The 22,168-nt window shown below is 64.6% G+C and carries 21 protein-coding genes and 1 pseudogene; 10 read left to right on the top strand and 12 right to left on the bottom strand.

Annotated elements, in window-relative coordinates; all coding sequences use genetic code 11:
- From AS156_RS16840 to AS156_RS16835, 3 genes are all read right to left on the bottom strand, one after another.
- A partial coding sequence (locus tag AS156_RS16840) for an IS481 family transposase (protein WP_066501212.1) occupies window positions 1-964 on the bottom strand: 964 nt, incomplete at its 3' end.
- Window positions 965-1,486: 522 nt separating this feature from the next.
- Window positions 1,487-1,651 carry a hypothetical protein gene (locus AS156_RS42860; RefSeq protein WP_160331099.1) on the bottom strand — a complete coding sequence of 55 codons (165 nt, stop codon included), beginning with the start codon at window positions 1,649-1,651 and terminating at the stop codon, window positions 1,487-1,489.
- Between the two features lie 17 nt (window positions 1,652-1,668).
- The gene (locus tag AS156_RS16835) at window positions 1,669-2,361 is read right to left on the bottom strand and encodes a hypothetical protein (RefSeq protein WP_066506329.1); all 693 of its coding nucleotides are present in this window, start codon (window positions 2,359-2,361) and stop codon (window positions 1,669-1,671) included.
- Window positions 2,362-2,702: 341 nt separating this feature from the next.
- Here AS156_RS16835 and AS156_RS16830 point away from each other — a divergent pair, with 341 nt between their 5' ends.
- Entirely contained in the window at window positions 2,703-4,247 is a 1,545-nt protein-coding gene (locus tag AS156_RS16830; RefSeq protein WP_082747547.1) for an aspartate ammonia-lyase, read from the top strand.
- Window positions 4,248-4,303: 56 nt separating this feature from the next.
- Here the strand turns inward: AS156_RS16830 and AS156_RS16825 are convergent, their stop codons facing one another.
- Window positions 4,304-6,145 carry a di-heme-cytochrome C peroxidase gene (locus tag AS156_RS16825; RefSeq protein WP_066506315.1) on the bottom strand — a complete coding sequence of 614 codons (1,842 nt, stop codon included), beginning with the start codon at window positions 6,143-6,145 and terminating at the stop codon, window positions 4,304-4,306.
- 245 nt (window positions 6,146-6,390) lie between these two features.
- Between AS156_RS16825 and AS156_RS16820 the strand changes: the two genes are divergently transcribed.
- Window positions 6,391-7,068, top strand: a complete 678-nt coding sequence (locus tag AS156_RS16820) for an alpha/beta hydrolase family protein (RefSeq protein WP_066506312.1) — start codon at window positions 6,391-6,393, stop codon at window positions 7,066-7,068.
- A gap of 23 nt (window positions 7,069-7,091) precedes the next feature.
- Here AS156_RS16820 and AS156_RS16815 read toward each other — a convergent pair whose 3' ends face one another.
- The 3 genes and pseudogenes from AS156_RS16815 to AS156_RS44450 form a co-directional block, all read right to left on the bottom strand.
- Window positions 7,092-7,871, bottom strand: a complete 780-nt coding sequence (locus tag AS156_RS16815) for an SDR family oxidoreductase (RefSeq protein WP_066506310.1) — start codon at window positions 7,869-7,871, stop codon at window positions 7,092-7,094.
- A 36-nt stretch (window positions 7,872-7,907) separates the two neighbouring features.
- A pseudogene (locus tag AS156_RS45780) lies at window positions 7,908-8,485 on the bottom strand (ketopantoate reductase C-terminal domain-containing protein); the annotation flags it as partial.
- 1 nt (window position 8,486) lies between these two features.
- Window positions 8,487-8,887, bottom strand: a 401-nt coding sequence (locus tag AS156_RS44450; protein ID WP_245312870.1) for a ketopantoate reductase family protein, incomplete at its 3' end; no start/stop codon positions are given.
- A 168-nt stretch (window positions 8,888-9,055) separates the two neighbouring features.
- Between AS156_RS44450 and AS156_RS16805 the strand changes: the two genes are divergently transcribed.
- Window positions 9,056-9,856 (top strand): enoyl-CoA hydratase-related protein, encoded by an 801-nt coding sequence (locus AS156_RS16805; protein WP_066506299.1) that lies wholly within the window; start codon window positions 9,056-9,058, stop codon window positions 9,854-9,856.
- 11 nt (window positions 9,857-9,867) lie between these two features.
- Here AS156_RS16805 and AS156_RS16800 read toward each other — a convergent pair whose 3' ends face one another.
- The gene (locus AS156_RS16800; RefSeq protein WP_066506296.1) at window positions 9,868-10,752 is read right to left on the bottom strand and encodes a LysR family transcriptional regulator; all 885 of its coding nucleotides are present in this window, start codon (window positions 10,750-10,752) and stop codon (window positions 9,868-9,870) included.
- A gap of 103 nt (window positions 10,753-10,855) precedes the next feature.
- Between AS156_RS16800 and AS156_RS16795 the strand changes: the two genes are divergently transcribed.
- The 4 genes from AS156_RS16795 (at window position 10,856) to AS156_RS16780 (ending at window position 14,993) form a co-directional block, all read left to right on the top strand.
- Entirely contained in the window at window positions 10,856-12,217 is a 1,362-nt protein-coding gene (locus tag AS156_RS16795) for an FAD-dependent oxidoreductase (protein ID WP_066506323.1), read from the top strand.
- A 48-nt stretch (window positions 12,218-12,265) separates the two neighbouring features.
- Window positions 12,266-13,270 carry an ABC transporter substrate-binding protein gene (locus AS156_RS16790; RefSeq protein WP_066506294.1) on the top strand — a complete coding sequence of 335 codons (1,005 nt, stop codon included), beginning with the start codon at window positions 12,266-12,268 and terminating at the stop codon, window positions 13,268-13,270.
- A gap of 129 nt (window positions 13,271-13,399) precedes the next feature.
- Complete coding sequence (locus AS156_RS16785; RefSeq protein ID WP_066506292.1) at window positions 13,400-14,173, top strand: ABC transporter ATP-binding protein; 774 nt, start codon at window positions 13,400-13,402, stop codon at window positions 14,171-14,173.
- Complete coding sequence (locus AS156_RS16780; protein WP_066506290.1) at window positions 14,166-14,993, top strand: ABC transporter permease; 828 nt, start codon at window positions 14,166-14,168, stop codon at window positions 14,991-14,993. Before AS156_RS16785 ends, AS156_RS16780 begins: the two co-directional genes overlap by 8 nt.
- A gap of 202 nt (window positions 14,994-15,195) precedes the next feature.
- Here AS156_RS16780 and gtdA read toward each other — a convergent pair whose 3' ends face one another.
- Window positions 15,196-16,236 (bottom strand): gentisate 1,2-dioxygenase, encoded by a 1,041-nt coding sequence (gene gtdA, locus AS156_RS16775; RefSeq protein WP_066506289.1) that lies wholly within the window; start codon window positions 16,234-16,236, stop codon window positions 15,196-15,198.
- 103 nt (window positions 16,237-16,339) lie between these two features.
- Between gtdA and maiA the strand changes: the two genes are divergently transcribed.
- The 3 genes from maiA to AS156_RS16760 are packed head-to-tail and all read left to right on the top strand — an operon-like array spanning window position 16,340 to window position 18,667.
- Window positions 16,340-16,972, top strand: coding sequence for a maleylacetoacetate isomerase (maiA, locus tag AS156_RS16770; protein WP_066506287.1), 633 nt, complete (start codon window positions 16,340-16,342; stop codon window positions 16,970-16,972).
- Window positions 16,962-17,474 (top strand): MarR family winged helix-turn-helix transcriptional regulator, encoded by a 513-nt coding sequence (locus AS156_RS16765; protein WP_066506285.1) that lies wholly within the window; start codon window positions 16,962-16,964, stop codon window positions 17,472-17,474. The genes maiA and AS156_RS16765 overlap by 11 nt, the downstream gene beginning before the upstream one ends.
- Window positions 17,474-18,667 carry a 3-hydroxybenzoate 6-monooxygenase gene (locus tag AS156_RS16760; protein WP_066506284.1) on the top strand — a complete coding sequence of 398 codons (1,194 nt, stop codon included), beginning with the start codon at window positions 17,474-17,476 and terminating at the stop codon, window positions 18,665-18,667. Before AS156_RS16765 ends, AS156_RS16760 begins: the two co-directional genes overlap by 1 nt.
- Before the next feature lie 197 nt (window positions 18,668-18,864).
- On the opposite strand, the gene AS156_RS16755 is transcribed toward AS156_RS16760, so the two are convergent.
- The 3 genes from AS156_RS16755 to AS156_RS16745 form a co-directional block, all read right to left on the bottom strand.
- A complete protein-coding gene (locus AS156_RS16755) occupies window positions 18,865-20,475 on the bottom strand; it encodes a benzoate-CoA ligase family protein (protein WP_066506281.1) in 1,611 nt (536 codons plus the stop codon).
- Entirely contained in the window at window positions 20,472-21,602 is a 1,131-nt protein-coding gene (locus AS156_RS16750; protein ID WP_066506276.1) for an FAD-dependent monooxygenase, read from the bottom strand. The genes AS156_RS16755 and AS156_RS16750 overlap by 4 nt, the downstream gene beginning before the upstream one ends.
- A gap of 213 nt (window positions 21,603-21,815) precedes the next feature.
- On the bottom strand, window positions 21,816-22,028 hold the full coding sequence (locus AS156_RS16745) for a hypothetical protein (RefSeq protein ID WP_066506321.1): 213 nt from the start codon (window positions 22,026-22,028) through the stop codon (window positions 21,816-21,818).
- Between the last annotated feature and the right edge of the window lie 140 nt (window positions 22,029-22,168).

The raw sequence follows: 22,168 nt of genomic DNA, 5'->3' as shown, positions 1-22,168 counted from the left end.
TGTGGAGCCTCAAGAGGTTGTTCCCGGTCAATCCGAGTCTGCTGATCGGTGGCTTTGAGCCGATACTGCCATGAGGACGATGCCAGTTGTAGCAATGAAGCCATCGTGGCAACTCGGCTGCTCTTTCTGCTGAGGTGTTGTAGGCCTGCGCATAGGCCCATTCTCGTAGGCTGGTTTGAATGAAGCGTTCGGCCTTGCCATTGGTTTTGGGTGTATAGGGCCTGGTGCGGATGTGCTTGAGGCCGAGGCGCTTACACGCCCTTAGGAAGGCGAAGGATTTGTAGCACGCGCCGTTGTCGGTCATGACGCGCTGTACCTTCACGCCGAGGCTCACGTAGTAGGCCACGGCCGCCTTGAGGAAAGCGATGGCGCAACCCTTTCGCTCGTTCTTCATGACCTGGCTGAAAGCGATCCGTGACGCATCGTCGATGCAGACATGTACGTATTCCCAGCCTGGCCCTTGACGGCGAGAACGCAGATTGCTCGACCCATGTCGATCGCCGGTGATCCGATGGCCGATCCGATTGAACTTGCCGAGCTTTTTGATGTCTATGTGGATCAGTTCACCAGGATGCTGGCGCTCATAGCGCCGGATCGGCTCGGCCGGCTCCAGGGCAGCCAGCCTGTTCAAACCGAGTCGGCGCAGGATACGGCTGACGGTTGCTGCGGAGACCCCAACTTCGAGCGCGATCTGTTTGCCGGTGTGGCGCTGCCGGCGGAACGTCTCGACAGCGGCGCATGTGGCTGCCGGGGTTTGGCTTGGCAATGAATGAGGCCGCGAGGAACGATCCCGCAAACCATCGACGCCTAATGCGCGGAAGCGCTTGACCCATTTGGCGACCGTCTTTGCCGTCACATTGAATTGGAGCGCGGCTGTGGCCTTCGTCAGGCCGCCCTCGATCACGCTCCGCACCATCGCCTCTCGACCTTTCGGCGTCAAAGGCGCATTCTTGTGGATGTTCATCTGGTCTCTCCGGGGAACACTGAAGTTTCGCAACCTCAGCTTCCTCGGTTCAGACCAGATGGACAACCTCCTGAAAGCTCACACCTAGTGGCAGGTGTCCTCGTTCAAGACGCGCTTGCGTCTTGAACGGGCGGTGACAAAAGAGCCCAGTCTCGCCGGGGAGAGTACGTATAAGCCGTAACCCATCGCGCAGGGAAAGCCGGATTGCTCCGGTTACACCTGTGGTCCTACCCCCGAGCTTTCTACCATTGCTCGGGGCCCATGGGTGCGATCGGCACCCGGCTTTCCCTGCGCCCTCTGCTCAAGAGAGGGCGAAACGAAGAGCAAGACTCGGGCAATCATGTCGCGAGAACGCGAAGCTGTATCCCAACCACAACTGTCATCGCCCGGCTTGCCGCCTCCGCTAAAGCTTCGGCGCGCCAGAGACCGCAAGCCGCGTCGAAGCCTTGGCGTAGACGGGACCGGGCGACCCAGTACGCCGCGGCCCATCGGCTCAATCACAACTGCCTCTGGAATACTGGATCACCCGCATTCGCATTCGCGGGTGATGACAGCGAACAGGCTGTTTGACAATTGAATTGGAAGTTTCACCTCGTCATTGCGAGCGAAGCGAAGCAATCCATACTTCAGCGCACGTGGAGCGATGGATTGCTCCGCTTTGCTCGCAATGACGGTGATGAGATCCATGCTAAAACTCATCGCCCCTACGTCCTGAACTGCCGCCGGTACAGCCCAGGTTCACGGATGATCTGCTTGCTCAGCTCCTGCGCGCGCAGCGCGTCCTCCGGCGTCATCGCCGCAGTCCGTGCGACCCACTTCTCCCGTTTCACCGCGAAAACTTGCGCGACCGGCGTGCCCTTGGGCAGTACGCCGCTGAAATTGGTGTCGTGCCAGCGCGCCGGGAAGTGAATCCAGCTGTCGTGGAAGAGATCGCAATCGACCAGCCCGCTCAGCGTGGTGAACGGCAGGTCGAACCGGTTGACCGGATGGGTGAAGAACAGCGAGTAGCCCGCCGGCGCCTCGATCGTCCACAGATTGTGAAACTTCATCACGTAGCGGTCGGCCTCGAACAGCGGCGAGCCTGTCACCTGGCACTCATCGTGATAGCCGATCGGCGAGCGCGGGAAGTCGAGCGAGGTGCTGGGTGGAAGGTCGTTGTCCCAGGTGATCGCACCGTTCTCGATCGTGAGATCGCATATCAGCGGCAGCAGGAAGCCGCTCGTCATTGCATCGACGAAGGGCGGGCAGCGCTTGACCGTATCCTCGTCACGCATGTTGGCCTTGTTGAAGGCCTGCGTCGGCATTGCCTTGAGCCAGCCGGGCAAGCCCAGGGTTGCCGGCACCGGCGGTGGAATCTTGCCCTCGAGTTCCGCCGGGCAGCGGAAGGTGAGGGTCATCGGCTCGTCGGAGTTGGACACCGCTTTCGCTCTCGGTTCGTTGCGTCTCGCATACCTTTGCGCTTGCCGTGTGCTGATCTAGCACGCACTGCCGCCGGGGAGAAAGCCGCAACGACGCCCTGCGGGAGGGGCTGTGAAGGCTGATGATAAGCCCTTGTTATCGCGACGGATAAGACAGCTCCTCGATTCCGGAATTGATAAGCCTGATCCCCGCCGTGATTGCTGTATCGCTTCGTTGTGCCGGTGCAAGATTTTGCGGAATGGCATGGCATTCGACCACCGCCGGGCGCATCATGCTCGGCGTCGGCAACGACAGAGCTTCAAAGTGCATGGAGGGACCAATGGCCGAATCGAAGGTTGAGACCGCCCACATAGCAGGCGTTGCATCGCCACAGAGCGAGAGCAGCGGCCCCAGCGAGCTCGCGGTCGCAACTGTCCGCACCGTGCCGATCGACAAAGCGAAGGCGCAGTCGCGCACCGAGCACGACCTGCTCGGCGAGGACGACGTGCCGGCTAATGCACTGTGGGGCATTCACACCAAGCGCGCGGTGATGAATTTTCCGATCACCGGCGTGCCGGTCGGCCATTTCCCGGAATTCGTCCGCGCGCTGGCGCTGGTCAAGCAGGCGGCCGCGCGCGCCAACAGGCGGCTCGGCTATCTCTCTCCCGAGAAGGCTGACGCGATCGAGGCGGCCTGTACGCAGGTCGCGACCGACAGGGTCTACGCGGAATCCTTCATCGTCGACGCGATCCAGGGTGGCGCCGGCACCTCGACCAACATGAACGCCAACGAGGTGATCGCCAACGTCGCGCTGCGGCTGCTGGGCCGCAAGCCCGGCGACTATCATGCGCTGCATCCGAACGACGACGTCAACATGGCGCAGTCGACCAACGACGCCTATCCGACCGCGCTGCGGCTCGCCGTGATCTTCGCGACCCAGCCACTGGTGCGCGCGCTCGGCGATCTCGCCTACGCGCTCAAGGGCAAGGCCGTGGAGTTCGCCGACGTCCTGAAGATGGGCCGCACCCAGCTGCAGGACGCTGTGCCGATGACGCTCGGCCAGGAGTTCGATGCCTTCCACGTCACCGTGAAGGAGGATGTCGCGCGGTTGAACGAGATCGTCAGCCTGTTCCGCGAGGTCAATCTCGGCGCCACTGCGATCGGCACCGGCATCAACGCCGATCCGCGCTACGCCGCGCTTGCGGTCGAGGAACTGTCGCGGCTGTCGGGCCAGCCGATGGTGCTCGCCTCCAACCTGATCGAGGCGACGTCGGATCTCGGCGCCTTCGTGCTGTTCTCGGGCGTACTGAAGCGCGTCGCGGTCAAGCTGTCGAAGATCTGCAACGATCTTCGCCTGCTGTCATCAGGGCCGCGCACCGGCATCGGCGAGATCCGCTTGCCCGCGGTGCAGGCCGGCTCCTCGATCATGCCGGGCAAGGTCAATCCGGTCATTCCCGAGGTGGTCAACCAGGTCGCATTCCTCGTGATCGGGCATGATCTGACCGTGACGATGTGCGCCGAGGGCGGCCAACTGCAGCTCAACGCTTTCGAGCCGACCATCGGCTATTGCGTGCTGAGCTCGCTTCGGATGCTGACGGCTGCGATCGACACGCTGACCAAGCGCTGCGTCGAGGGCATCGAGGCCGATCGCGAGCGCTGCCGCAGCCTGGTACAGGGTTCGATCGGCCTGATCACCGCGCTGGCGCCGACGCTCGGCTATGAAGCGAGCTCCCGCATCGCACGCCGCGCGCTGAAGGAGAAGCGCTCGGTCGCCGACCTCGTGCTGGAGGAGAAGCTGCTGACGGAAGAGCAGCTCAACCAGCTGCTCGAGCTCGAGGCGATGACACGCCCCGCGCGCCGCCAGGGGCCGGCGCCGAAGGGGTGAGGGGCGCGGTGGCGAAATGAGGCGACAAGCCCGGCCATGACTCGAGAGATCTGGAGCTAAAGCGTCTTGATGAATTCGATCAGCGCGCGCCGCTCGTCTTCCTTCAGCTCCGGCCCGATCACGCCCGGGCCTTTCTCGTTGGAGAATTCGTGCCCGGAATTGGAGTTGCCGCGTTTGGAAGTGTCGAGCAGGAAGCCGTTCTTGATGTGGTCCTTCGTGACATAGCCGAGGTCCTTGGCATCGTATTCCCGGCTGCCGAGCCAGAACGTCTTCGGCCGATCCTTCACCGGCGACAGCAGCGCATAGATTGTCGGCACCGAACCGTTGTGCAGATAGGGCGGCGTCGCCCAGATGCCGTTGAGCGGCCGGACCTTGTAGGCGAGCGGCGCCTGGATCTTGTTCGGCCGATAGCCGTTGATGCGCTTCTGATCGTCGGGCCGGGTCTTGTTCTGGTCGTACCAGTAGTCGACCGTCTTCTCGACCAGCTCGCCCAGCGCCGGGCCGAAGCTGCCGTCCGTGATCTTCAGATTGGCCGGTGTCTCCACCGTGCGGTTCGCCAGACCCTCGGCCTGCGCGCTGTCGGTGCCGATATGGCTGATCGGTATCATCTCGACATCGAGCAGCGGCTGGCCGGCGTCGTTCTTGATCCAGCGCTTGTCGTCCTCGAACAGCGCAAAGGCCTCGCTCGGCGGCAGCGCCTTGCTGTCGATCGCAGGCCCATGGCAGCCCTGACAGTGCTTCTTGTAGAGATCGCCACCCGCCTTCGCGAGCGTCATGTCGATCTTCGGCAGGATGTTCTCCGGCCATTTCGGCGATGCGAGGCCGCCAAAACCCTTCTCCTTGCTGGGCGGGTCGCCGGCGATCATCCGCTCCATCTCGTGCAGCACGTCGATCCGCGCACTCGACTTGAACAGGCCCTTGGATTCGTCGAGCAGGTTGAGGTCGGCGCTGACGCCGAGCGCCTCGCCGGCGTTGCGCACCATCGGCTGCATGATCGAGCCGTCATATTGCACCCAGCTGAACCACGGCGCGTTCCAGATCCGCGGGAAATGCACCGGGGCGGAATGCGAGGCGTAATTGTTCGGGTTGTTCAGATCGATCGAGAACACCTGGTTGCCGATCCGGTTCAGCGCGTCGAGCCGCGCGTAACCTTCCTCGACGCTGTTGGCGGCGACCTTGTTCTCCAGCGCATTGATGTTGGCATACTGCTTCAGCACCAGGTCGAGCTGGCCGCGCAGCGCCATGCGGTTGTCGAGGCTGGCATCCTTGCCGAGGATCTCGTCGGCGAAGCGCGAGAAGCGGCCCGGCCAGAACCGGGTCAGCAGCAGCGACAGTCCGACGCTCTTCTGGAATTCGAACAGATTGGTGTTGGCCGGCCCGCCGTCGACGACGACCTCGGTGCCGCGATAGGTGAAGCTTCCGGTGTGGCAGGCCGCGCAGGTCAGCCCGATCCCGATCATGTCGGCCTTGCTGTGCGGATTGCGCCACGGCGCGCCGTTGGCGTCCACCATCGGGCCGCCTTGCGCGAAGCCGATCGGCAGCGGATCGGGCTTGCCCGGAATCACGGTGTCCGGAATGAAGCCGAAGCGGCCGAGATAGTTGGTGTCGCTGAGGCGTGGCGCGGCGCCGATCAGTGGCCAGATCGTCGGCTGCTCCAGCGCCATGAACCATTCATGGGGAATGCCGAAGGTTCGGGTGCCCTGGTCCGCGTGATAGAACCAGCGCAGCCGCTCGGTGCTGACATTCTGGTCCAGCCACACGGTCTTTGCCGGCGGCTGATAGTCGACCGCCTTTACATGGAAGTTTTCCGCAAGGAATTTTACGTCGTCTTTAAAATAGGAGTAGGCCAGGCCGGCGACAATCAAAAGGCCGATGAAAACGATCGTCTTGCGAGGCATGCCCCGTCCCCCCAGTTCGCGGTACCCGCGCGTCATATTGATGAGATGTTAAAAATCGCCGAAATAAGATTCGCGTCTGGCGTGTATCAAGTCGCGTGCCATCCTACAGTGGCGGCTTCCGGTCTAACAATGGAAATGTTGATCGGATGTGAGCCAGTTCACTTTTCACGGCCGTGTTGCGGTGGCATTTGCGCGCATGATGGCGGGGAGCTAGAAACGGCGGATCACTTCGTCCGAGGCAACGCTTGAACGCCGCCGCACAGCAGCTCACCATCACGGTCTCGGACAGCAATGCGGTGTCCGCGTTGCTGCTGTGGCCCGCGGAAGCGCGCGCGGTTTATGTGTTCGCCCATGGAGCCGGCGCCGGGATGACGCATCCGTCGATGGAGGCGATTGCGGCCGGCCTCGCCGAACGCGGCATCGCGACGCTGCGCTACCAGTTTCCTTACATGGAGAAAGGCAGCAAGCGGCCCGACCCGCCGGCGATCGCACAGGCAACAGTGCGTGCCGCCGTCGCGGAAGCGGCGCGGCATTGCGGCCGTCTGCCGCTGTTCGCCGGCGGCAAATCGTTCGGCGGACGCATGACCTCGCAGGCCCAGGCCAAGGTGCCGCTACCGGGCGTGCGCGGGTTGATGTTCCTCGGCTTTCCCCTGCATGCGGCTGGCAAGCCGTCGAGCGAACGGGCCGAGCATCTTTCCGACGTGAAGATTCCGATGCTGTTTTTGCAGGGCACGCGCGACGCGCTGGCCGAGCTCGATCTGCTCGAGCCCGTGGTGAAGGGCCTGGGTGCGCGTGCGACGCTGCATTTGGTGCAGGAGGCCGACCACTCCTTCCACGTGCTCAAGCGCTCCGGCCGCAACGACGGCGATGTGATGGCCGAGGTGCTGGACGCGTTCGCCGCGTGGGTCGTGCGGCACTCGTAACTCGAATGAAGGACGGCGTCCGGTCAGGTCGAAGCTGCGCCATAGATCCGCATCCGCAGGCGGCGCATGCCGGCCAGCCAACGGTCGCGATTGGTGGCCTTGCGCTGGATGTATTCCTGCACCTGCGGATGCGAGAGGATCATGAAGCGCTCCTCGTCCATCGCCTCGATGACCATGCGCGCAACCTCGGCCGGCTGCAGCACGCCGTCGACACGCGCGGCGCTCGGGCCCGGCGTCGTCATGCCAGTCTGCACCGACTGCGGACAAAGCACGGAGACGCGGACGCCGCGATCGCCGTACTGGATGGCGAGATGCTCGGCGAGCGCGACCGCGGCGTTCTTGGTGACGCCGTAAGGCATCGAGTTGAGCGACGCCAGCAGCCCCGCCGCCGACGCGGTGTTGAGCAGATAGCCCGAGCCGCGCGCCAGCATGCCGGGCACCAGCGCGCGCGCCGCGAACACATGGCTCATCACATGCACGCGCCAGCTGACATCCCAGTCCGCATCCGATGCCGTCTCCTGTCCCTTGCGCGACAGCCCGGCATTGGAGAAGAACACGTCGACCGGGCCGTATTTGTCCTCGGCGGCGGCGACCAGCGCCTTGACGTCCTCTTCCAGCCCGACATCGGCAGTCACCGCGAGCCCGTCGATATCGCCTGCAACGCTGGCGAGGCGGTCGCGCGAGGTCTTGAGGTCGGCGACCACGACGCCGCGCGCGCCGGCCTCCGCATAGGCCCGTGCCACCGCCTCGCCGATGCCGCTCGCGCCGCCCGTGACGACGCAGACCTTGTCCTTGACTTGCATGGTTCGATGTCCCTGCTTGTTGTTGTCCCGGAATTGTCAGCCTTGATAGAGCCCCTTGTCACGCGCCTTCTGGATCGCGAGTGCGGCCATCAGGTCGAGCATCGGAGTTGCAAGGTCGGCGGCGCGCGCGAATGCAGCGGGCGCGCGGACCAACACGTCGATCTCCATGGCGCGGCCGAGTTCGTAGTCCTGCAGGATCGACGGCTTGTGGTCCGGCGCGGGGCCCGAGCGGGTGACGCGCTTGACCTCGGGGATATAGTGCGTCGCCACCGCATTGGCCTCGTCGAGCAGGCGCGGGTTCACATCCTGCATCGAGGGATCGTCGCGGACCGCGCGCGCGGTCAGCCCGGTCAACAGGCAGAGCACCGACATCGACATGTTGGTGAGCAGCTTCGACCAGATCGTCTCGCGGATCCGCGTCACCTCAGGCGATTCGATCGCCGCCTCACTCAGCGCGCTGCGCAGCCGCGTGATGCGTTCACTCCGACGGTCGTCGCATTCCCCGATCAGCAGGCGATTGCGGTCGGGCGAGAGGTTCGCCACGACGCCGGGCGCGATCACCTCGTTCGACGAGAAGATCACGCCGCCGATGATCCGCTCCTTCGGTACGGCGGNGCGGCGCGCAAACGCCCGCCGGGATCGAGGAAGCCGAGATCGGGAATCGCCGGGTGATCCGCCGGCAGGCCGAGATCGTACCACCAGGGAATCCCGTTCTGCGCAAATACGATCGCGGTATCGTCCTTGAGCAGCGGCTTGAGTCCGGTCGCAAGCGCTGCGATGCCGGTGGCCTTCAGCGTGCTGATCACGACATCCTGTGGCTCCAACTGGGCCGGATCGGCGGAGGCCTTCACCTTCGCCGTAAATTCGCTGTCGCCGACCTTCAGCGTCAGGCCGCGCGCCTTGACCGTGTCGAGATGCGGCCCGCGCATCACGCAGGCCACGTCGTGACCGGCGCGTGCCAGCCGGACCGCAAAATGGCTGCCGACGGCGCCCGCGCCGAAAATGCAAATGCGCATGGATGGAACTGGTCCCTCGAAGCTTCAGCGACAGTTTCCACAAGCGAGCGACATCGCGCAACCCGTCATGCGCATGGCGCGGCCGCATCACGCCGGAAAGTGATGGATCAACCTCTGCTGTCGCCATAGTGTGCGCGTCACGAGATGCCGATGAGGGGAGAAACGTCCATGTCCGCCAGCCCAGTCCTGTGGAGCCTCGATGCGCGCGGGGTCGCGACCGTCACGCTGAACCGTCCGGAGGTCAACAACGCCTATGATGCGGCGCTGATCCAGGGCGTGCTCGCCGCGATCGACGACCTCTCGACGAAAGCGCCGCGCGTCGTCGTGCTCAAGGGCAACGGCAAGCATTTCCAGGCCGGCGCCGACCTGAAATGGATCAACGGCGTGCGGCCGAAATCGTTCGAGGAGAACGAGGCGGCGTCGCATGCCACGTTCGAGGCGGTGCAGCGCCTCAACACGCTGCCCGTTCCGACGGTGGCGCTGGTGCAGGGCGGCTGCTTCGGCGGCGGCACCGGCGTGATCTCGGCCTGCGACATCGTGATCGCGGCTGACAATGCGATGTTCTCGATCACCGAGGTGCGCTGGGGGCTGACGGCGGCGATCATCATTCCGCAGCTTTGCGATGCCATCGGCGTCCGCCAGGTGCGCCGCTACGCGCTGACTGGCGAGCGCTTTGGTGCCGAAGACGCGCGCCGCATCGGCCTCGTGCATGAGGTGGTGCCGCTCGCCGATCTCGAAAGTGCAGGCGCCAAGTTCGTTGAGCAGTTGCTGGCCAATGCGCCGAACGCGCTGGCGGAGACGAAGCAGCTCGCGATGGAAAGCTCGTTCGGCGGCATGGCCGTCGATGACGATGCCTACAAGCGCCTCGTCCATCTGCATTCGGCGAAACGGCAGACCGCCGAGGCGGCCGAAGGTCTCGCGTCCTTTGCCGAGAAGCGCGCAGGCCGCTGGGGAAGCGGCAAGGCATAAGCCTTGCCGCGTCACAGCGATTGCGACAGCGACCGCTTCAGCGTCTTCAACAGCGCCTGCACGGCGGCGGCATCGATACGGCGTTCGGGAACGGCGGCTTTCACCCAAAGTTCCGGGATCGGAAACTCCGCCAGCACCGGCCGCAACGTACCATCGCGCAGCGCGTCCTCGACGAGGTAATGCGAGATCAGCGTGATGCCGTTGCCGGCGATCGCGCTTTGCGTCAGCACGCGGCCTTCGTTGGAGCTGATACACGGCCTCACCTGCACATTGATACGTCCGCGCGGGCCCTCGAACGGCCATTCCGGCCCGGTCGGCAGGAAGCTGAGGCAGCGATGATCGACCAGGTCGCGCGGATGCTTGGGCGTGCCGTGCTTACGCAAATAAGCAGGTGAGGCGCACAACAGTCGCGGCAGCCGGCACAGCGGCTCGTCGACGACACCGCCGAAGGAATGCGGAAACGCGCCGATCGCAATGTCGAAGCCTTCGGTCACCGGGTCGACCGGACGATCGATCATCACGATCTCGAGCCTCACGCTCGGGTTCTGTGTCTGGAACGCGGTGAAGGCATCGGCGAGCCGCGCGACGGTGAGTGATGTCGGCGCCTTGATGCGCAGGTGATCGGTGAGGTCGCGGTCCTTCTCGCCCATTCGCGACAGGAGATCGCCGACATCGGCGACGACGCCCCGCGCGCGGTGGACATATCGCTGCCCGGCCTCAGTCAGCCGCAATTGCCGGGTCGAGCGATAGAATAGCGCGGTGCCGATCCGCTCCTCGAGCTGGGTGACGCGCTTGGCGACGACTGACGTTGCGACGTTGAGCTTGCGCGCGGCTGCGGAGAAGCCGCCGGTATCGGCGGTGGCGAGGAAGGCTTCCAGGTTGACCAGCGTATCCATGATCTTTCTCGATTCGAGAAAGCTGATTACATAATTTGGTGGATTGTAGTCCAATTCGCATCAATTCATAGTCAGCACAACGAACTTGTTCAGGGCGGAAATGATGCGGGCGAATGCCATCGAAGAACCTGCGCGGCAGGTCCCGGTCTACGGCGAATATGACGTGGTGGTGCTCGGCGGCGGGCCGGCCGGCATCGCGGCCACCGTTGCGGCGGCGCGTGCCGGACGGCGGACGCTCCTGATCGAGCGCTATGGATTCCTCGGCGGCATGGGCACCGCGGCCGGGGTGACCAACTTCTGCGGGCTGCATGCCAACGTCTTCGGCGAGATGCACCGGGTGGTGCAGGGCATCGCCTCCGACCTGCTGGCCCGGATCGACCGGCTCGGCGGGCTCAACGCGCCGCATCTGATCCTCGGCAAGATCTTCGCGCAGGCCTACGACACCGCGGCCTACAAGATCGCGGCCGACGATCTGTTGACGCATCACAAGGTCGACATCCTGTTTCATGCGCTCGGCGCCGGCGTCGTGATGGACGGTTCGCGCATCCGCGCGTTGATGGTCGAGACCAAGGCGGGCCGACAGGCGGTGCTGGCCAGCATCTTCATCGATTGCTCCGGCGACGGCGATCTCGCTGTGTGGGCCGGTGCTCCCCATGAGGTCGGCGACAATGCCGGCGGCATGCTCTATCCCTCGATGATGTTCCGCCTCAATGGCATCGATCCGTCCAAAGCGGGGGATGCGTGGCGCACGATCCCCGCGCTGATGGAAAAAGCCGAGGCCGCCGGCACGCACAAATTTCCGCGCAAATCGGCGATCGTGCGGCCGCAGAAATCCCAGATCGAATGGCGGGTGAATTTCACTCAGGTGACGCGCAGTGACGGCAGCGCGATCTCCGGAATCGACCCTGATGGCATGACCCGCGGTGAGATCGAAGGCCGTCGCCAGGCGGTCGAGGCTTTCGCGTTCCTGCGCACGGTACCAGGCTTCGAAAACTCCTACATCGTCGACCTGCCACCGCAGCTCGGCATCCGCGAGACGCGGCGCGTGATCGGCGGCTACATGCTCTCCGGCGAGGACGTGCTCGGCTGCGCCTCGTTCGAGGATTCCATCGGCGTCAATGGTTGGCCGAAGGAATCCCACGTTCCGGGCGACGTCGTCTTCGAGTTTCCGCCGATCCCGGAATCGCGCGGCTACAATGAATTGCCGTACCGCATGCTGGTACCCGAGGGCGTCGACAACCTGCTGATGGCCGGCCGCTGCGCCTCGATGACCCATGAGGGGCAATCGGCGGCGCGCGTCTCCGGCGCCTGTTTCGTGATGGGGGAAGCGGCGGGAACCGCGGCCGCACTAGCACTTTCGGGCAATACGATTCCACGCGACATTTCCGTGGAAAAGTTGCAACAACAGCTCAAGACGCAGGGGGCCTTCATCGGCCGCGATCAGGCGGTTCCTGCAGGATTATAGTATTCGCATGGCCGTGCTTGCGGACGGCGCCGAGGCGGAGGGAAGGGAATGAAGATTTGGGCGCGGCTCGCGGTGGCGGGTGTGCTGGCGTTGGCCGCGAGCGGGGTCGCGCGGGCCGATGGTCTTCTGAAAGCCAAGATCGGCGTGCTGCGGCTGTCGTCGTCGGCGCCGGTCTTCATCGCGCAGGACAAGGGTTACTTCCGCGACGCCGGTCTTGAGGTCGAGCTGAAATTCTTCGATGCGGCACAGCCGATCGCGGTCGCCACCACATCGGGCGACGTCGATGTCGGCATCACCGCCTTCACCGCAGGTCTCTATAATCTCGCCGGCAAGGGCACGCTGAAGGTCATCGGCGGCATGAGCCGCGAGAAGGCCGGCTATCCTCTGATCGGCTATTTCGCCAGCAACAACGCTTATGCCGCCGGCCTCAAGACGCCGAAGGATCTCGCCGGCAAGCGCGTGGCGGTGACCCAGGTCGGCTCCAGCTTCCACTATTCGCTCGGCCTGCTTGCCGACAAATACGGCTTCAAGCTGTCCGACGTGAAGGTCGTGCCGCTGCAGTCGCTGTCGAACGCCGCGGCGGCACTGAAGGGCGAGACGGTCGACGCGGCCTTGCTGCCGGCCTCGACGGCGCGGACGCTGATGGATTCCAACGGCGCCAAACTGCTCGGCTGGGTCGGCGACGAAACGCCGTGGCAACTCGGCGCCGTGTTCGCCTCGCCGAAGACGCTGACCAACGCGCCGCTGGTGACCAAGCTGCTCGCCGCCCTGGTCCGCGCCGACCGCGAATATCACGACGTGATCCTGACCTCGATCAAGAACGGCGTCGCGCCGATCGACGAGACGACCAAGCCGCTGCTCGAGATCATCGCCAAATACACCAATCTTCCGGTCGAGCACGTCGTCGGCAACTGCGCCTATATCGATCCGGACGGCAAGCTCGACGTGAAGAACGTCGACAACCAGATCAAGTGGCTGCAGGAGCAGGGCTTCGTCGACAAGGGCTTTGACGCCGATGCGATCATCGCCAAGGATTATGTGAAGGCGGATTGATGCGGACACGTGGCGAACCGTCATTGCGAGCGAAGCGAAGCAATCCATCGCGCCGTACACGCCGATCGATGGATTGCTTCGTCGCTTCGCTCCTCGCAATGACGAGCTCAATTGCGAGCGGTGCATAGCATGGACCTAATCGCCGACCATATCAGCCATAGCTTCGGCGCGCTCGACGTGCTCGACGATGTCTCGTTCACGGTGGGTGCCGGCGAAATCGTCGCGATCGTCGGTCCGTCCGGCTGCGGCAAGAGCACGCTGTTGTCGATCCTCGGCGGCCTGCTGCGGCCAGCCGCGGGCGCGGCCGAATTGCGTGGCGCGCCGCCGGCCGACAGCCTCAATCCGCTGACCTTCGTGTTCCAGGACTTTGCGCTCCTGCCGTGGAATACGGTGGAAGAGAACGTCGCGTTTCCGCTGCTGCACACGGGCTTGAGCGCAGGCGCGCGGCGCGCCGTGATCGACGATGCGCTCCGCCGCACCGGGTTGACCGATTTTCGCGCGACCTATCCGAAGCAGCTTTCGGGCGGCATGCGCCAGCGCGTCGGCATCGCGCGGGCGCTCGCGGTGCGGCCCGCGATTCTCCTGATGGACGAGCCGTTGTCGGCGCTGGATTCGCAGACCCGTGAATTGCTGATGGAGGATTTCGTCCGCCTGCTTGCCGATGGCGCGATGGGCGCGGTGTATGTCACGCATAATCTCGAGGAAGCGGTGCGGCTCGCCGACCGCGTCGTCGTGTTGTCGCGCCGTCCAGGCCGCATCCGTGAAATCGTGACGATCCCGATGGCACGTGCCGAACGCGGGCTTTCGGATGCGCGGGGGCGGCTGGCATCGCTGCAAGGCGATCTGTGGTCGCTGATCCGGAAAGAAGCAATCGACGCCGAGCGCGAGGTCCAGCATGCTTGACCGCGCGACGCCGGAGACGAAAGAGCAATCAGCCGAGGCGCCGCGGCCGGTGGCATTTCGCGGTGCCGGCTTCACGCCGTCGGGCAGCCGCCATGCCGGCTGGATCGGACTGGTGATCGTGATCGCGGTCTGGCAGCTCGCCGCCAGCACAGGGTGGGTCAACCCGCTATTCCTGCCGGCGCCCTCGGCGATCGCGGTCGCGATCTACAAGCTCGCGATGTCGGGCGCACTATGGCAGCACCTCTCCTGGTCGATCATGCGGATCGGCACTGGTTGGTTCATCGGCACGATCGCCGGTGTCGTCGTCGGCTTTGCGATCGGGCTGTCGACCATGGCGCGCGGGGTCGGCATCACCTTCATCTCGGCGCTGTTTCCGATCCCGAAGATCGCGCTGCTGCCGCTCCTGATCCTGTGGCTCGGGATCGGCGAGGAGCCGAAGATCGCGACTATCGCGCTCGGCGTGTTCTTCTCGACCGCGATCTCGGTCTATAGCGGCGTCGATGCCGTGCCGCGTAATCTGATCCGGATGGCGCAGAGCTTCAACGTCCCGTTCCACGCCATCGTCCGCCGCGTGATCTGGCCGGGCGCGCTGCCTTCGATCCTGGCCGGCTTCCGCATCACCGCATCGATTGCACTGCTGCTCGTGGTCAGCGCCGAGATGATCGGCGCGCAATACGGCATCGGCGCCTTCGTGCTGCAGGCCGGCAACCTGATGCAGACGGATCAGCTGTTGGCCGGCGTCGTGATCCTGTCGCTGTTCGGGCTAGCGGTGGGGAAGTTGATCAACTTGCTTGAGACGAAGCTGCTGCACTGGCGGTGAGACGCAGATTGTTTGCCACAAAACGCGCTGTCGTCCCGGCCTTGAGCCGGGACCCATAACCACAGGGTTTGGTTGCTGGAAATGGCTGCGGCCCTAGTGCCTCTAACAACCAAGGCCGGTGGTTATGGGTCCCGGGTCGCGCGGAGCCTGTCATCGGGCGGCGCTACGCGCCGACCCGTTGGCTTGCCCGGGACGACGGAGTCTAGGCGTTTCCCCGATCCTCGCGGAACAGATCGAGCTTCTGCTGCACGGGACGGTCCGAGAATGAGAACAATACGGAGTCCGCATCCGCCTCGTGCGTGACCCAGTGCCAGCTCGGCACCACGAACAGGTCGCGCGGACCCCATTCGAAGGTCTGGTCACCAACCCTCGTGCGGCCCTTGCCTTCGATCGCGGCGAACACGGTGGCGTCGGTTGCGCGATAGCGCGCGGTCTTGAAGCCCTTCGGCAGCAGCTGGATGAAGGTGCCGATGGTCGGCATCGCGAAGTCGCCGGTCTCGGGGTTGGAGAACTTCAGCTTCAGGCCGTGGCAGGCATCCCATTCATCGCGCGCCCTGGCTTTTTCCAGCGTCTCGCGGGTGTGTTCATAGGGATAGTTGAAGATCGGCGAGGTCTTTGACGTGCGCTTCTGGTCGACCGGCAGCAAGTTGCGGCCGTAGCGCGCAAAGCTGTCGCCGGCCGGCTTGGAAATTTTCTGCTGATCCTCGTTGGCGCCTTCCGCGAAGGAGCAATCGAAGAACTGCACCATCGGGATGTCGAGCCCGTCGAGCCAAAACATCGGCTCATTGGTCTCGTTGGAATGGTCGTGCCAGGTCATCGACGGCGTGATGACGAAGTCGCCCGGCGCCATCGCGGTGCGCTCGCCGTCGACGGCGGTATAGGCGCCCTTGCCCTCGAGCACGAAGCGCAGCGCCGACTGGGTGTGGCGATGGGCGGGGGCGACGTCGCCCGGCACCACCATCTGGACGCCGGCGAACAGCGAGGTCGTGATCCTGGACTGGCCGCGCAGGCCGGGATTCTCCAGCACCAGCACGCGGCGCTCGGCTTCCTTGGCCGTGATCAGCTTGCCGGCCTCGTTCATGTAGTCCCGGATCTGGTCGAACTTCCACAGATGCGGGCGGCAGGCGCTGCGCGGTTCGGGCGTGACCAGATCGCCCAGCACGTTCCACAGCGCCGAGAGGTTTTCGCCGTCGATCTTCTTGTAGAACGCTTCGCGCTCAGGGGTCTTCTGCACGGCTTCCATGGAGGCCTCCCGTCATTATCGTTGAGATTGACAGCATACTGACAATATGGATAGCGTCAACGTCACGTAACAAGCCGAACGAGAAAATTGCAGGGAGGTTCCGATGAAGCTGCATGGCTATTTCCGCAGCAGCGCGTCCTACCGGGTCCGCATCGCGCTCAATCTGAAGCGCCTGACCCCCGAGCATCTGCCGCATCACCTTCGCAAGGGCGAACAATGCGCGCCCAACTATCTCGCGATCAATCCGCAGGGGCTGGTGCCCACGCTGGAGGACGACGCCGGCGCGATCCTCACCCAGTCGCTCGCGATCATCGAATGGCTGGACGAGACCCATCCCAATCCGCCGCTGCTCCCGACCGATCCACTGCGCCGCGCCAAGGTTCGTGCCTTTGCGCAGGCGATCGCCTGTGATACCCATCCGGTGCAGAATCTAAAGGTATTGGCGCGGCTGCGTCAGCTTGGCCTGCCCGAGGAGAAGGTGACGGAGTGGGCGGCCTGGGCCAATCGTGAGGGCTTGGCGGCCTGCGAGATACTGATCGCGCAGGAGCCGGGGCCGTTCTGCTTTGGCGAGACGCCGACGCTCGCCGATCTCTGCCTGGTGCCGCAGCTCGCCAACGCGCGGCGCTTCGGCGTCGATGTCGCGGCCTATCCGCGCCTGCTCAAGGCCGAAGCCGCTGCAAGGCAGGTCAAGGCGTTTGCCGATGCCGCCCCGGACAAGCAGCCCGATGCCGAATAACAAGTCATCATCCGTCACGATGGACGCGGTCTACACCGCGCCCGGTTACCTGTTCCGGCGGATGCAGCAGATCGCGGTCGCGCTGTTCATGGAGGAGTGCAAGGCGTTCGATCTGACGCCGGTGCAATATGCCGCGCTGATCGCGATCTCGACCCATCCCGGCATCGACGCGACGCGTCTATCTGCCGTAATCGCGTTCGACCGCTCCACGCTCGGCAGCGTGATCGAGCGGCTCGAGGCCAAGGCGTTCATCGAGCGCAAGCCGGCGCCCGAGGACCGGCGCGTCAAGCTGCTCCATCTCACCAGGGCGGGTGCGGCCGTGCTGCGCGACATCATGCCCTCGGTCGACCAGGCGCAGCTGCGGATGCTGCAGCCGTTGAAGCCGGCCGATCGCAAGACGTTGCTGGGGCTCTTGACCCAGCTCGTCGATCTCAACAACGAGGCGTCGCGCGTGCCGCTGCGCGCCGAGGACGCGCTTGAGCATCTCGGAAAGTCGGGCTGATGGCAGAGACGAGACCGGTCCTGATCGCAGGCGGCGGCATCGGCGGCCTGGCGGTGGCGCTTGGCCTCGCGCAGAAGGGCATCCGCTCGATCCTGCTGGAAAAGGCCGCCGCGCTCGGCGAGATCGGCGCCGGCATCCAGCTTGGGCCGAATGCATTCCACGCTTTCGATTATCTCGGCGTCGGCGAGGCCGCGCGCAACATGGCCGTCTATATCGATCAGCTCCGGCTGATGGATGCGCTCACTGCCGACGAGATCACCCATATCGACCTCGGCGATAGCTTCCGCACGCGGTTCGGCAATCCCTATGCGGTCGTGCATCGCGGCGATTTGCACGGCGTGTTCCTGCGCGCCTGCCAGAACCACGAGCTGATCGAGCTGCGCGTCAGCAGCGAGGTGGTCGGCTACGAGCAGGACGGGTTATCCGTGACCGCGAAACTCGGCAATGGCGAGCGCATCACCGGGCGGCTCCTGATCGGCGCCGACGGACTGTGGTCTAACATACGCAAGCAGGTCACGGCCGATGGCCCCCCGCGGGTCTCCGGTCACACCACCTATCGCTCCGTCATCCCGACCGAGCAGATGCCGGAGGATCTGCGCTGGAACGCGGCAACGCTGTGGGCCGGCCCGAAATGCCACATCGTGCATTATCCGCTGTCGGGCTGGAAAGTGTTCAACCTCGTCGTCACCTGTCACAACGACGCGCCGGAGCCGGTCGCGGGCAAGCCGGTCTCCGAAGACGAGGTGATGAAGGGTTTCGTTCACGTCCATGAGCGGGCGCAAAACATCATCCGCCACGGCACCAACTGGAAGCTCTGGGTGCTGTGCGACCGCGATCCCACCGAGCGCTGGATCGACGGCCGCGTCGCGCTGCTCGGCGACGCCGCGCATCCGATGCTGCAGTATTTCGCGCAGGGCGCCTGCCAGGCGATGGAAGACGCCGTGTGCCTGTCGCATATGCTGGCCAACCATGACGACCAGGCCGCAGCGCTCGAGGCATACCGTGCGCGGCGCTTCCCGCGCGCCGCGAAGGTGCAGCTGATGTCACGCGCGATCGGCGAGCACATCTATCACCCCGCCGGCGACCACGCCCGCATCCGCAACGCGATCATGAGCGCGAAGTCGCAAGACGAGTGGTGCGACGATATCGCGTGGCTGTATGGCGGGACGGGGTTGGGTGCCGCCGGCGGTTAGGACAGGGAGGCGGGTGCCGCAATCTCACTCGTCGTCCCGGACAAGCGAAGCGCGATCCGGGACCCATAACCACAAATGTCTGCGAGGCGGCACGCTGTGGCCATAGCGTTGCACAACCACAGGCATCGGTGGTTATGGGTCCCGGCTTTCGCCGGGACGACTCGAGTGTGCTGGGGCCACTTGGGTCTCCAGACGCACTACATCCGCATCACGGCCTGTCGGTCGATCTTGCCCGTACCGGTCTTCGGCAGCTCGTCGATGAATTTTACCTCGCGCGGATATTTGTACGGCAGGAGCTTTGCCTTGACGTAATCCTGCAGCCGCTTCGTCGCCTCATCGGTGTCGAAGCCGGGCTTGTTCATCACCACGACAGCCTTCAGCGTCATGCGGCGATCCGGCAACTCGGCGGCGTAGACGGCGCATTCGCGCACATCAGGATGATCGGCGAGGCAGAGCTCGACTTCGAGCGGATAGACCCACTGGCCGGAGATCTTCACCAGGTCGTCGGCGCGGCCCCGGAAGAAGTGGAATCCGTCGCCGTCGCGCACGAAGCGGTCGCCGGTGTAGATCCAGCCATCCTCGCGCACGGTCTCGGCGGTCTTGTCCGGCCGGTTCCAGTACAAGGGCGTCGCGGAATCGCCGCGCACCCACAAAATGCCTTCCTCATTGTCGCCGACCTCGCGGCCGTCGCTGTCGCGCAGCATGATCTCGTAGCCGGGCACGCGCAGGCCGGCAGCGCCGAGCTTTTTCTTGTCCGCGCGATTGCAGAGATAGATGTGCAGCACCTCGGTCGAGCCGAGGCCTTCGATGATCTCGAGCCCAGTGAGCCGCTTCCAGCCGTTGAAGACATCGGCCGACAGCACTTCGGCCGCCGAGATCGCCATCCGCAACGAGGAGAAATCGGTGGCGTCGGCGCCTTCGGCCTTGGTGAGCGTGATGTAAAGCGTCGGCAGGCCGAAGAACACGGTCGGGCGATATTGCTCGATCGCCGCGAAGATCGCTGCCGGCTTCGGCTGGCCCGGCATCAGCAGTGTTGCTGCGCCGACCGAGAACGGGAAGGTGATCGAATTGCCGAAGCCGTAAGCGAAGAAGATCTTCGGCACCGAGAAGCAGATATCATTCGCCGTCAGCTTCAGCACGTTGCGGGCAAAGGCGCGCTCGCTATAGGCCATGTCGTGCTGCAGATGCACGATGCCCTTGGGGCGGCCGGTCGAGCCCGACGAATACATCCAGAACGCCATCTCGTTGCGATGGGTGTCGGCTTCCTCGATCTCACCAGGGAATCCCGGCAGCCATTCGCTCGCGTTGCGCGCATCCGTGACGGCGTGATCGCCGGCCGCGCCGTTGACCGCGATCAGGGTTCGCAGCGGCGTGTCCTTGCAGGCCTCCGCGTTGAACCGAGAACTGAATTCGGCCTCGACGACGGCGACCTGCGCGCCGGCGTCGGAGAGATAGAATTGCAGCAGGTCCGGCGTCGTCAGCGTGTTGATCAGGAGCGGTACGAAGCCGGCACGGACCGCGCCGAAGAACGCGGCCGGGTAGGCCGGCGTGTCGTCGAGGAACAGCAGGATGCGGTCGCCGCGCTTCAGCCCCAGCGACCGGAACGCATGGCCCCAGCGCGCCGCGTCCGCGCAGAGCTCGCGGTAGCTGCGCGTGCCGGCCGGGCCGATCAGCGCCGTGCGCTCGGCGTTGCCGTTCGCGAGATTGTCGAACAGGATGCGGCTCGCATTGTAGCGCTCGGGAATCGAGAAGCCGATCTCGCGCGCGCCGGGATTCTGCAACGGGACCTGGTCGGCGATCGCGGTCATGCTTGTCCCTTTGCGGCGTCGTAGCGGGCCATGAAGGCCGGCGACATCGCGCGCAGCCGCGCAATGTCGATCCGGCCGGAGCGGGTGATGTAGCTGTAGGCGAAATCCATCAGATCGAGCTTCATATGCTCGGGGAAATGCTCATACCAGTCGGCGCTGGTGCGTGCGGCGGTCACGAGCTTCTTCACGATCGGCTTGCGCTCGCTCTCGTAGCGCTCAAGCGCCGCCGCAATGCCGTCTTCCGCCTCAAGCGCCTTGGTCAGCGCGATCGCATCCTCGATCGCAAGCCGGGTGCCGGAGCCGATCGAGAAATGCGCGGAGTGCAGCGCGTCGCCGATCAGCACCACGTTGCCGTGTGACCAGCGCTCGTTCCATATCCACGGGAAATTGCGCCAGACCGACTTGTTCGAGATCAGCGGGTGGCCGTCAAGCGATGCGGCGAACACCTGCTCGCAAATCGCCTGAGATTCCTCGATGGTCTTGTCGGCGAAGCCGTAAGCCGACCAGGTCTCGGTGTCGCACTCGACCAGGAAGGTGCTCATGTCCTTGGCATAGCGGTAGTGATGGGCGTTGAAGCTGCCGCGATCGGTCTTGACGAAGGTCTGCGACAGCGTCGCGAAGGTCTTCGTCGTGCCGTACCAGGCGAACTTGTTGGTCGATTGCGACACCGAGGCGCCGAGCGCGCTCTCAAAATTGCGACGAGCCATCGAGTTCAGCCCGTCGGCTGCGACGATCAGATCGTAGCCGCTGAGCTGGTCGACCGATTGCACCACAGTATCGAAGCGCGGCGTGACGCCGACGCTGCGCACGCGCTGCTGCAGGATCGTCAGCAACTTCAGCCGGCCGATCGAGGAGAAGCCGACGCCGTCGATCTCGACGCTCTCGCCGCGCAGATTGAGCGTGATGTTCTTCCAGCTCTCCATCTGCGGGGCGATGGCGTCGACCGTCTCGGGATCGTCGGCGCGCAGGAAGTCCAGCGCCTGCTCGGAGAACACCACGCCGAAGCCCCAGGTGGCTCCGGCGGCGTTCTGTTCGAACAGGTCGATCTCGGCGTCCGGGTGACGCTTCTTCCACAGATAGGCGAAGTAAAGCCCGCCGGGCCCTCCGCCGATCACGGCGATCCGCAACGTCTGCCTCCCAGATTGACAGTGTACTTACTATTTGGTGCCAGACTAATCGTCCTCCGCCGGGAACGCCAGAGGGAAAATACGCGCAGCGAGCGGGATCAAGCCGCGGACAACGCCAGTCGAAACGGGCGAGCCGCTGTTTTGGACCTCCCCGCAGGCGGGAGAGGGGCGTAGCTTGCTTGCGATTGCCGTCCGGCTTGATCTCGTTCCGGTTCAGTAGCAGCGGCGGACCTTCACGCCGCCGACCCACACCCAGCGGCAGGCCGCCACGGGAGGTCTGCGGACGACGACAGCGCCGCGATAGCCGGCGCATCCGGCGCGATGGACGCCGCGCGCGCAAACGACCGCGTTGGCGTCCTCGGATTCAAACGTCATGGTTGCGGCAAAAGCCAATATGGCCGCGGCAATCAGCAGGAATGAACGCATGATGATCCCTCCCTCGAATGAGATCCTGTGCCGATCAACAAGGTGCTGCGGATCCATGTCCGGCGAACCGCCGGCCACATTCCTTGCGCTGCCGCGGGCGGCTACTTCTTCTCCGCCTCCGCCAGCACCTTTTTGCAGGC

It is taken from the genome of Bradyrhizobium macuxiense (assembly GCF_001542415.1).
Classification (GTDB): Bacteria; Pseudomonadota; Alphaproteobacteria; order Rhizobiales; family Xanthobacteraceae; genus Bradyrhizobium; species Bradyrhizobium macuxiense.
The sequence above is the reverse complement of the archived record's forward strand: the minus strand, read 5'-3'. Positions and strand labels throughout refer to the sequence as shown.

Bases quoted from the DNA above. Each gene is read 5' to 3' on its own strand.
- AS156_RS42860 (WP_160331099.1), bottom strand. From the start codon at position 1,651: ATGGATCTCATCACCGTCATTGCGAGCAAAGCGGAGCAATCCATCGCT.
- AS156_RS16805 (WP_066506299.1), top strand. From the start codon at position 9,056: ATGTCCGCCAGCCCAGTCCTGTGGAGCCTCGATGCGCGCGGGGTCGCG.
- AS156_RS16785 (WP_066506292.1), top strand. From the start codon at position 13,400: ATGGACCTAATCGCCGACCATATCAGCCATAGCTTCGGCGCGCTCGAC.
- maiA (WP_066506287.1), top strand. From the start codon at position 16,340: ATGAAGCTGCATGGCTATTTCCGCAGCAGCGCGTCCTACCGGGTCCGC.
- AS156_RS16780 (WP_066506290.1), top strand. From the start codon at position 14,166: ATGCTTGACCGCGCGACGCCGGAGACGAAAGAGCAATCAGCCGAGGCG.
- AS156_RS16745 (WP_066506321.1), bottom strand. From the start codon at position 22,028: ATGCGTTCATTCCTGCTGATTGCCGCGGCCATATTGGCTTTTGCCGCA.
- gtdA (WP_066506289.1), bottom strand. From the start codon at position 16,236: ATGGAAGCCGTGCAGAAGACCCCTGAGCGCGAAGCGTTCTACAAGAAG.
- AS156_RS16830 (WP_082747547.1), top strand. From the start codon at position 2,703: ATGGCCGAATCGAAGGTTGAGACCGCCCACATAGCAGGCGTTGCATCG.
- AS156_RS16790 (WP_066506294.1), top strand. From the start codon at position 12,266: ATGAAGATTTGGGCGCGGCTCGCGGTGGCGGGTGTGCTGGCGTTGGCC.
- AS156_RS16825 (WP_066506315.1), bottom strand. From the start codon at position 6,145: ATGCCTCGCAAGACGATCGTTTTCATCGGCCTTTTGATTGTCGCCGGC.
- AS156_RS16815 (WP_066506310.1), bottom strand. From the start codon at position 7,871: ATGCAAGTCAAGGACAAGGTCTGCGTCGTCACGGGCGGCGCGAGCGGC.
- AS156_RS16835 (WP_066506329.1), bottom strand. From the start codon at position 2,361: ATGACCCTCACCTTCCGCTGCCCGGCGGAACTCGAGGGCAAGATTCCA.
- AS156_RS16765 (WP_066506285.1), top strand. From the start codon at position 16,962: ATGCCGAATAACAAGTCATCATCCGTCACGATGGACGCGGTCTACACC.
- AS156_RS16760 (WP_066506284.1), top strand. From the start codon at position 17,474: ATGGCAGAGACGAGACCGGTCCTGATCGCAGGCGGCGGCATCGGCGGC.
- AS156_RS16755 (WP_066506281.1), bottom strand. From the start codon at position 20,475: ATGACCGCGATCGCCGACCAGGTCCCGTTGCAGAATCCCGGCGCGCGC.
- AS156_RS16800 (WP_066506296.1), bottom strand. From the start codon at position 10,752: ATGGATACGCTGGTCAACCTGGAAGCCTTCCTCGCCACCGCCGATACC.
- AS156_RS16795 (WP_066506323.1), top strand. From the start codon at position 10,856: ATGCGGGCGAATGCCATCGAAGAACCTGCGCGGCAGGTCCCGGTCTAC.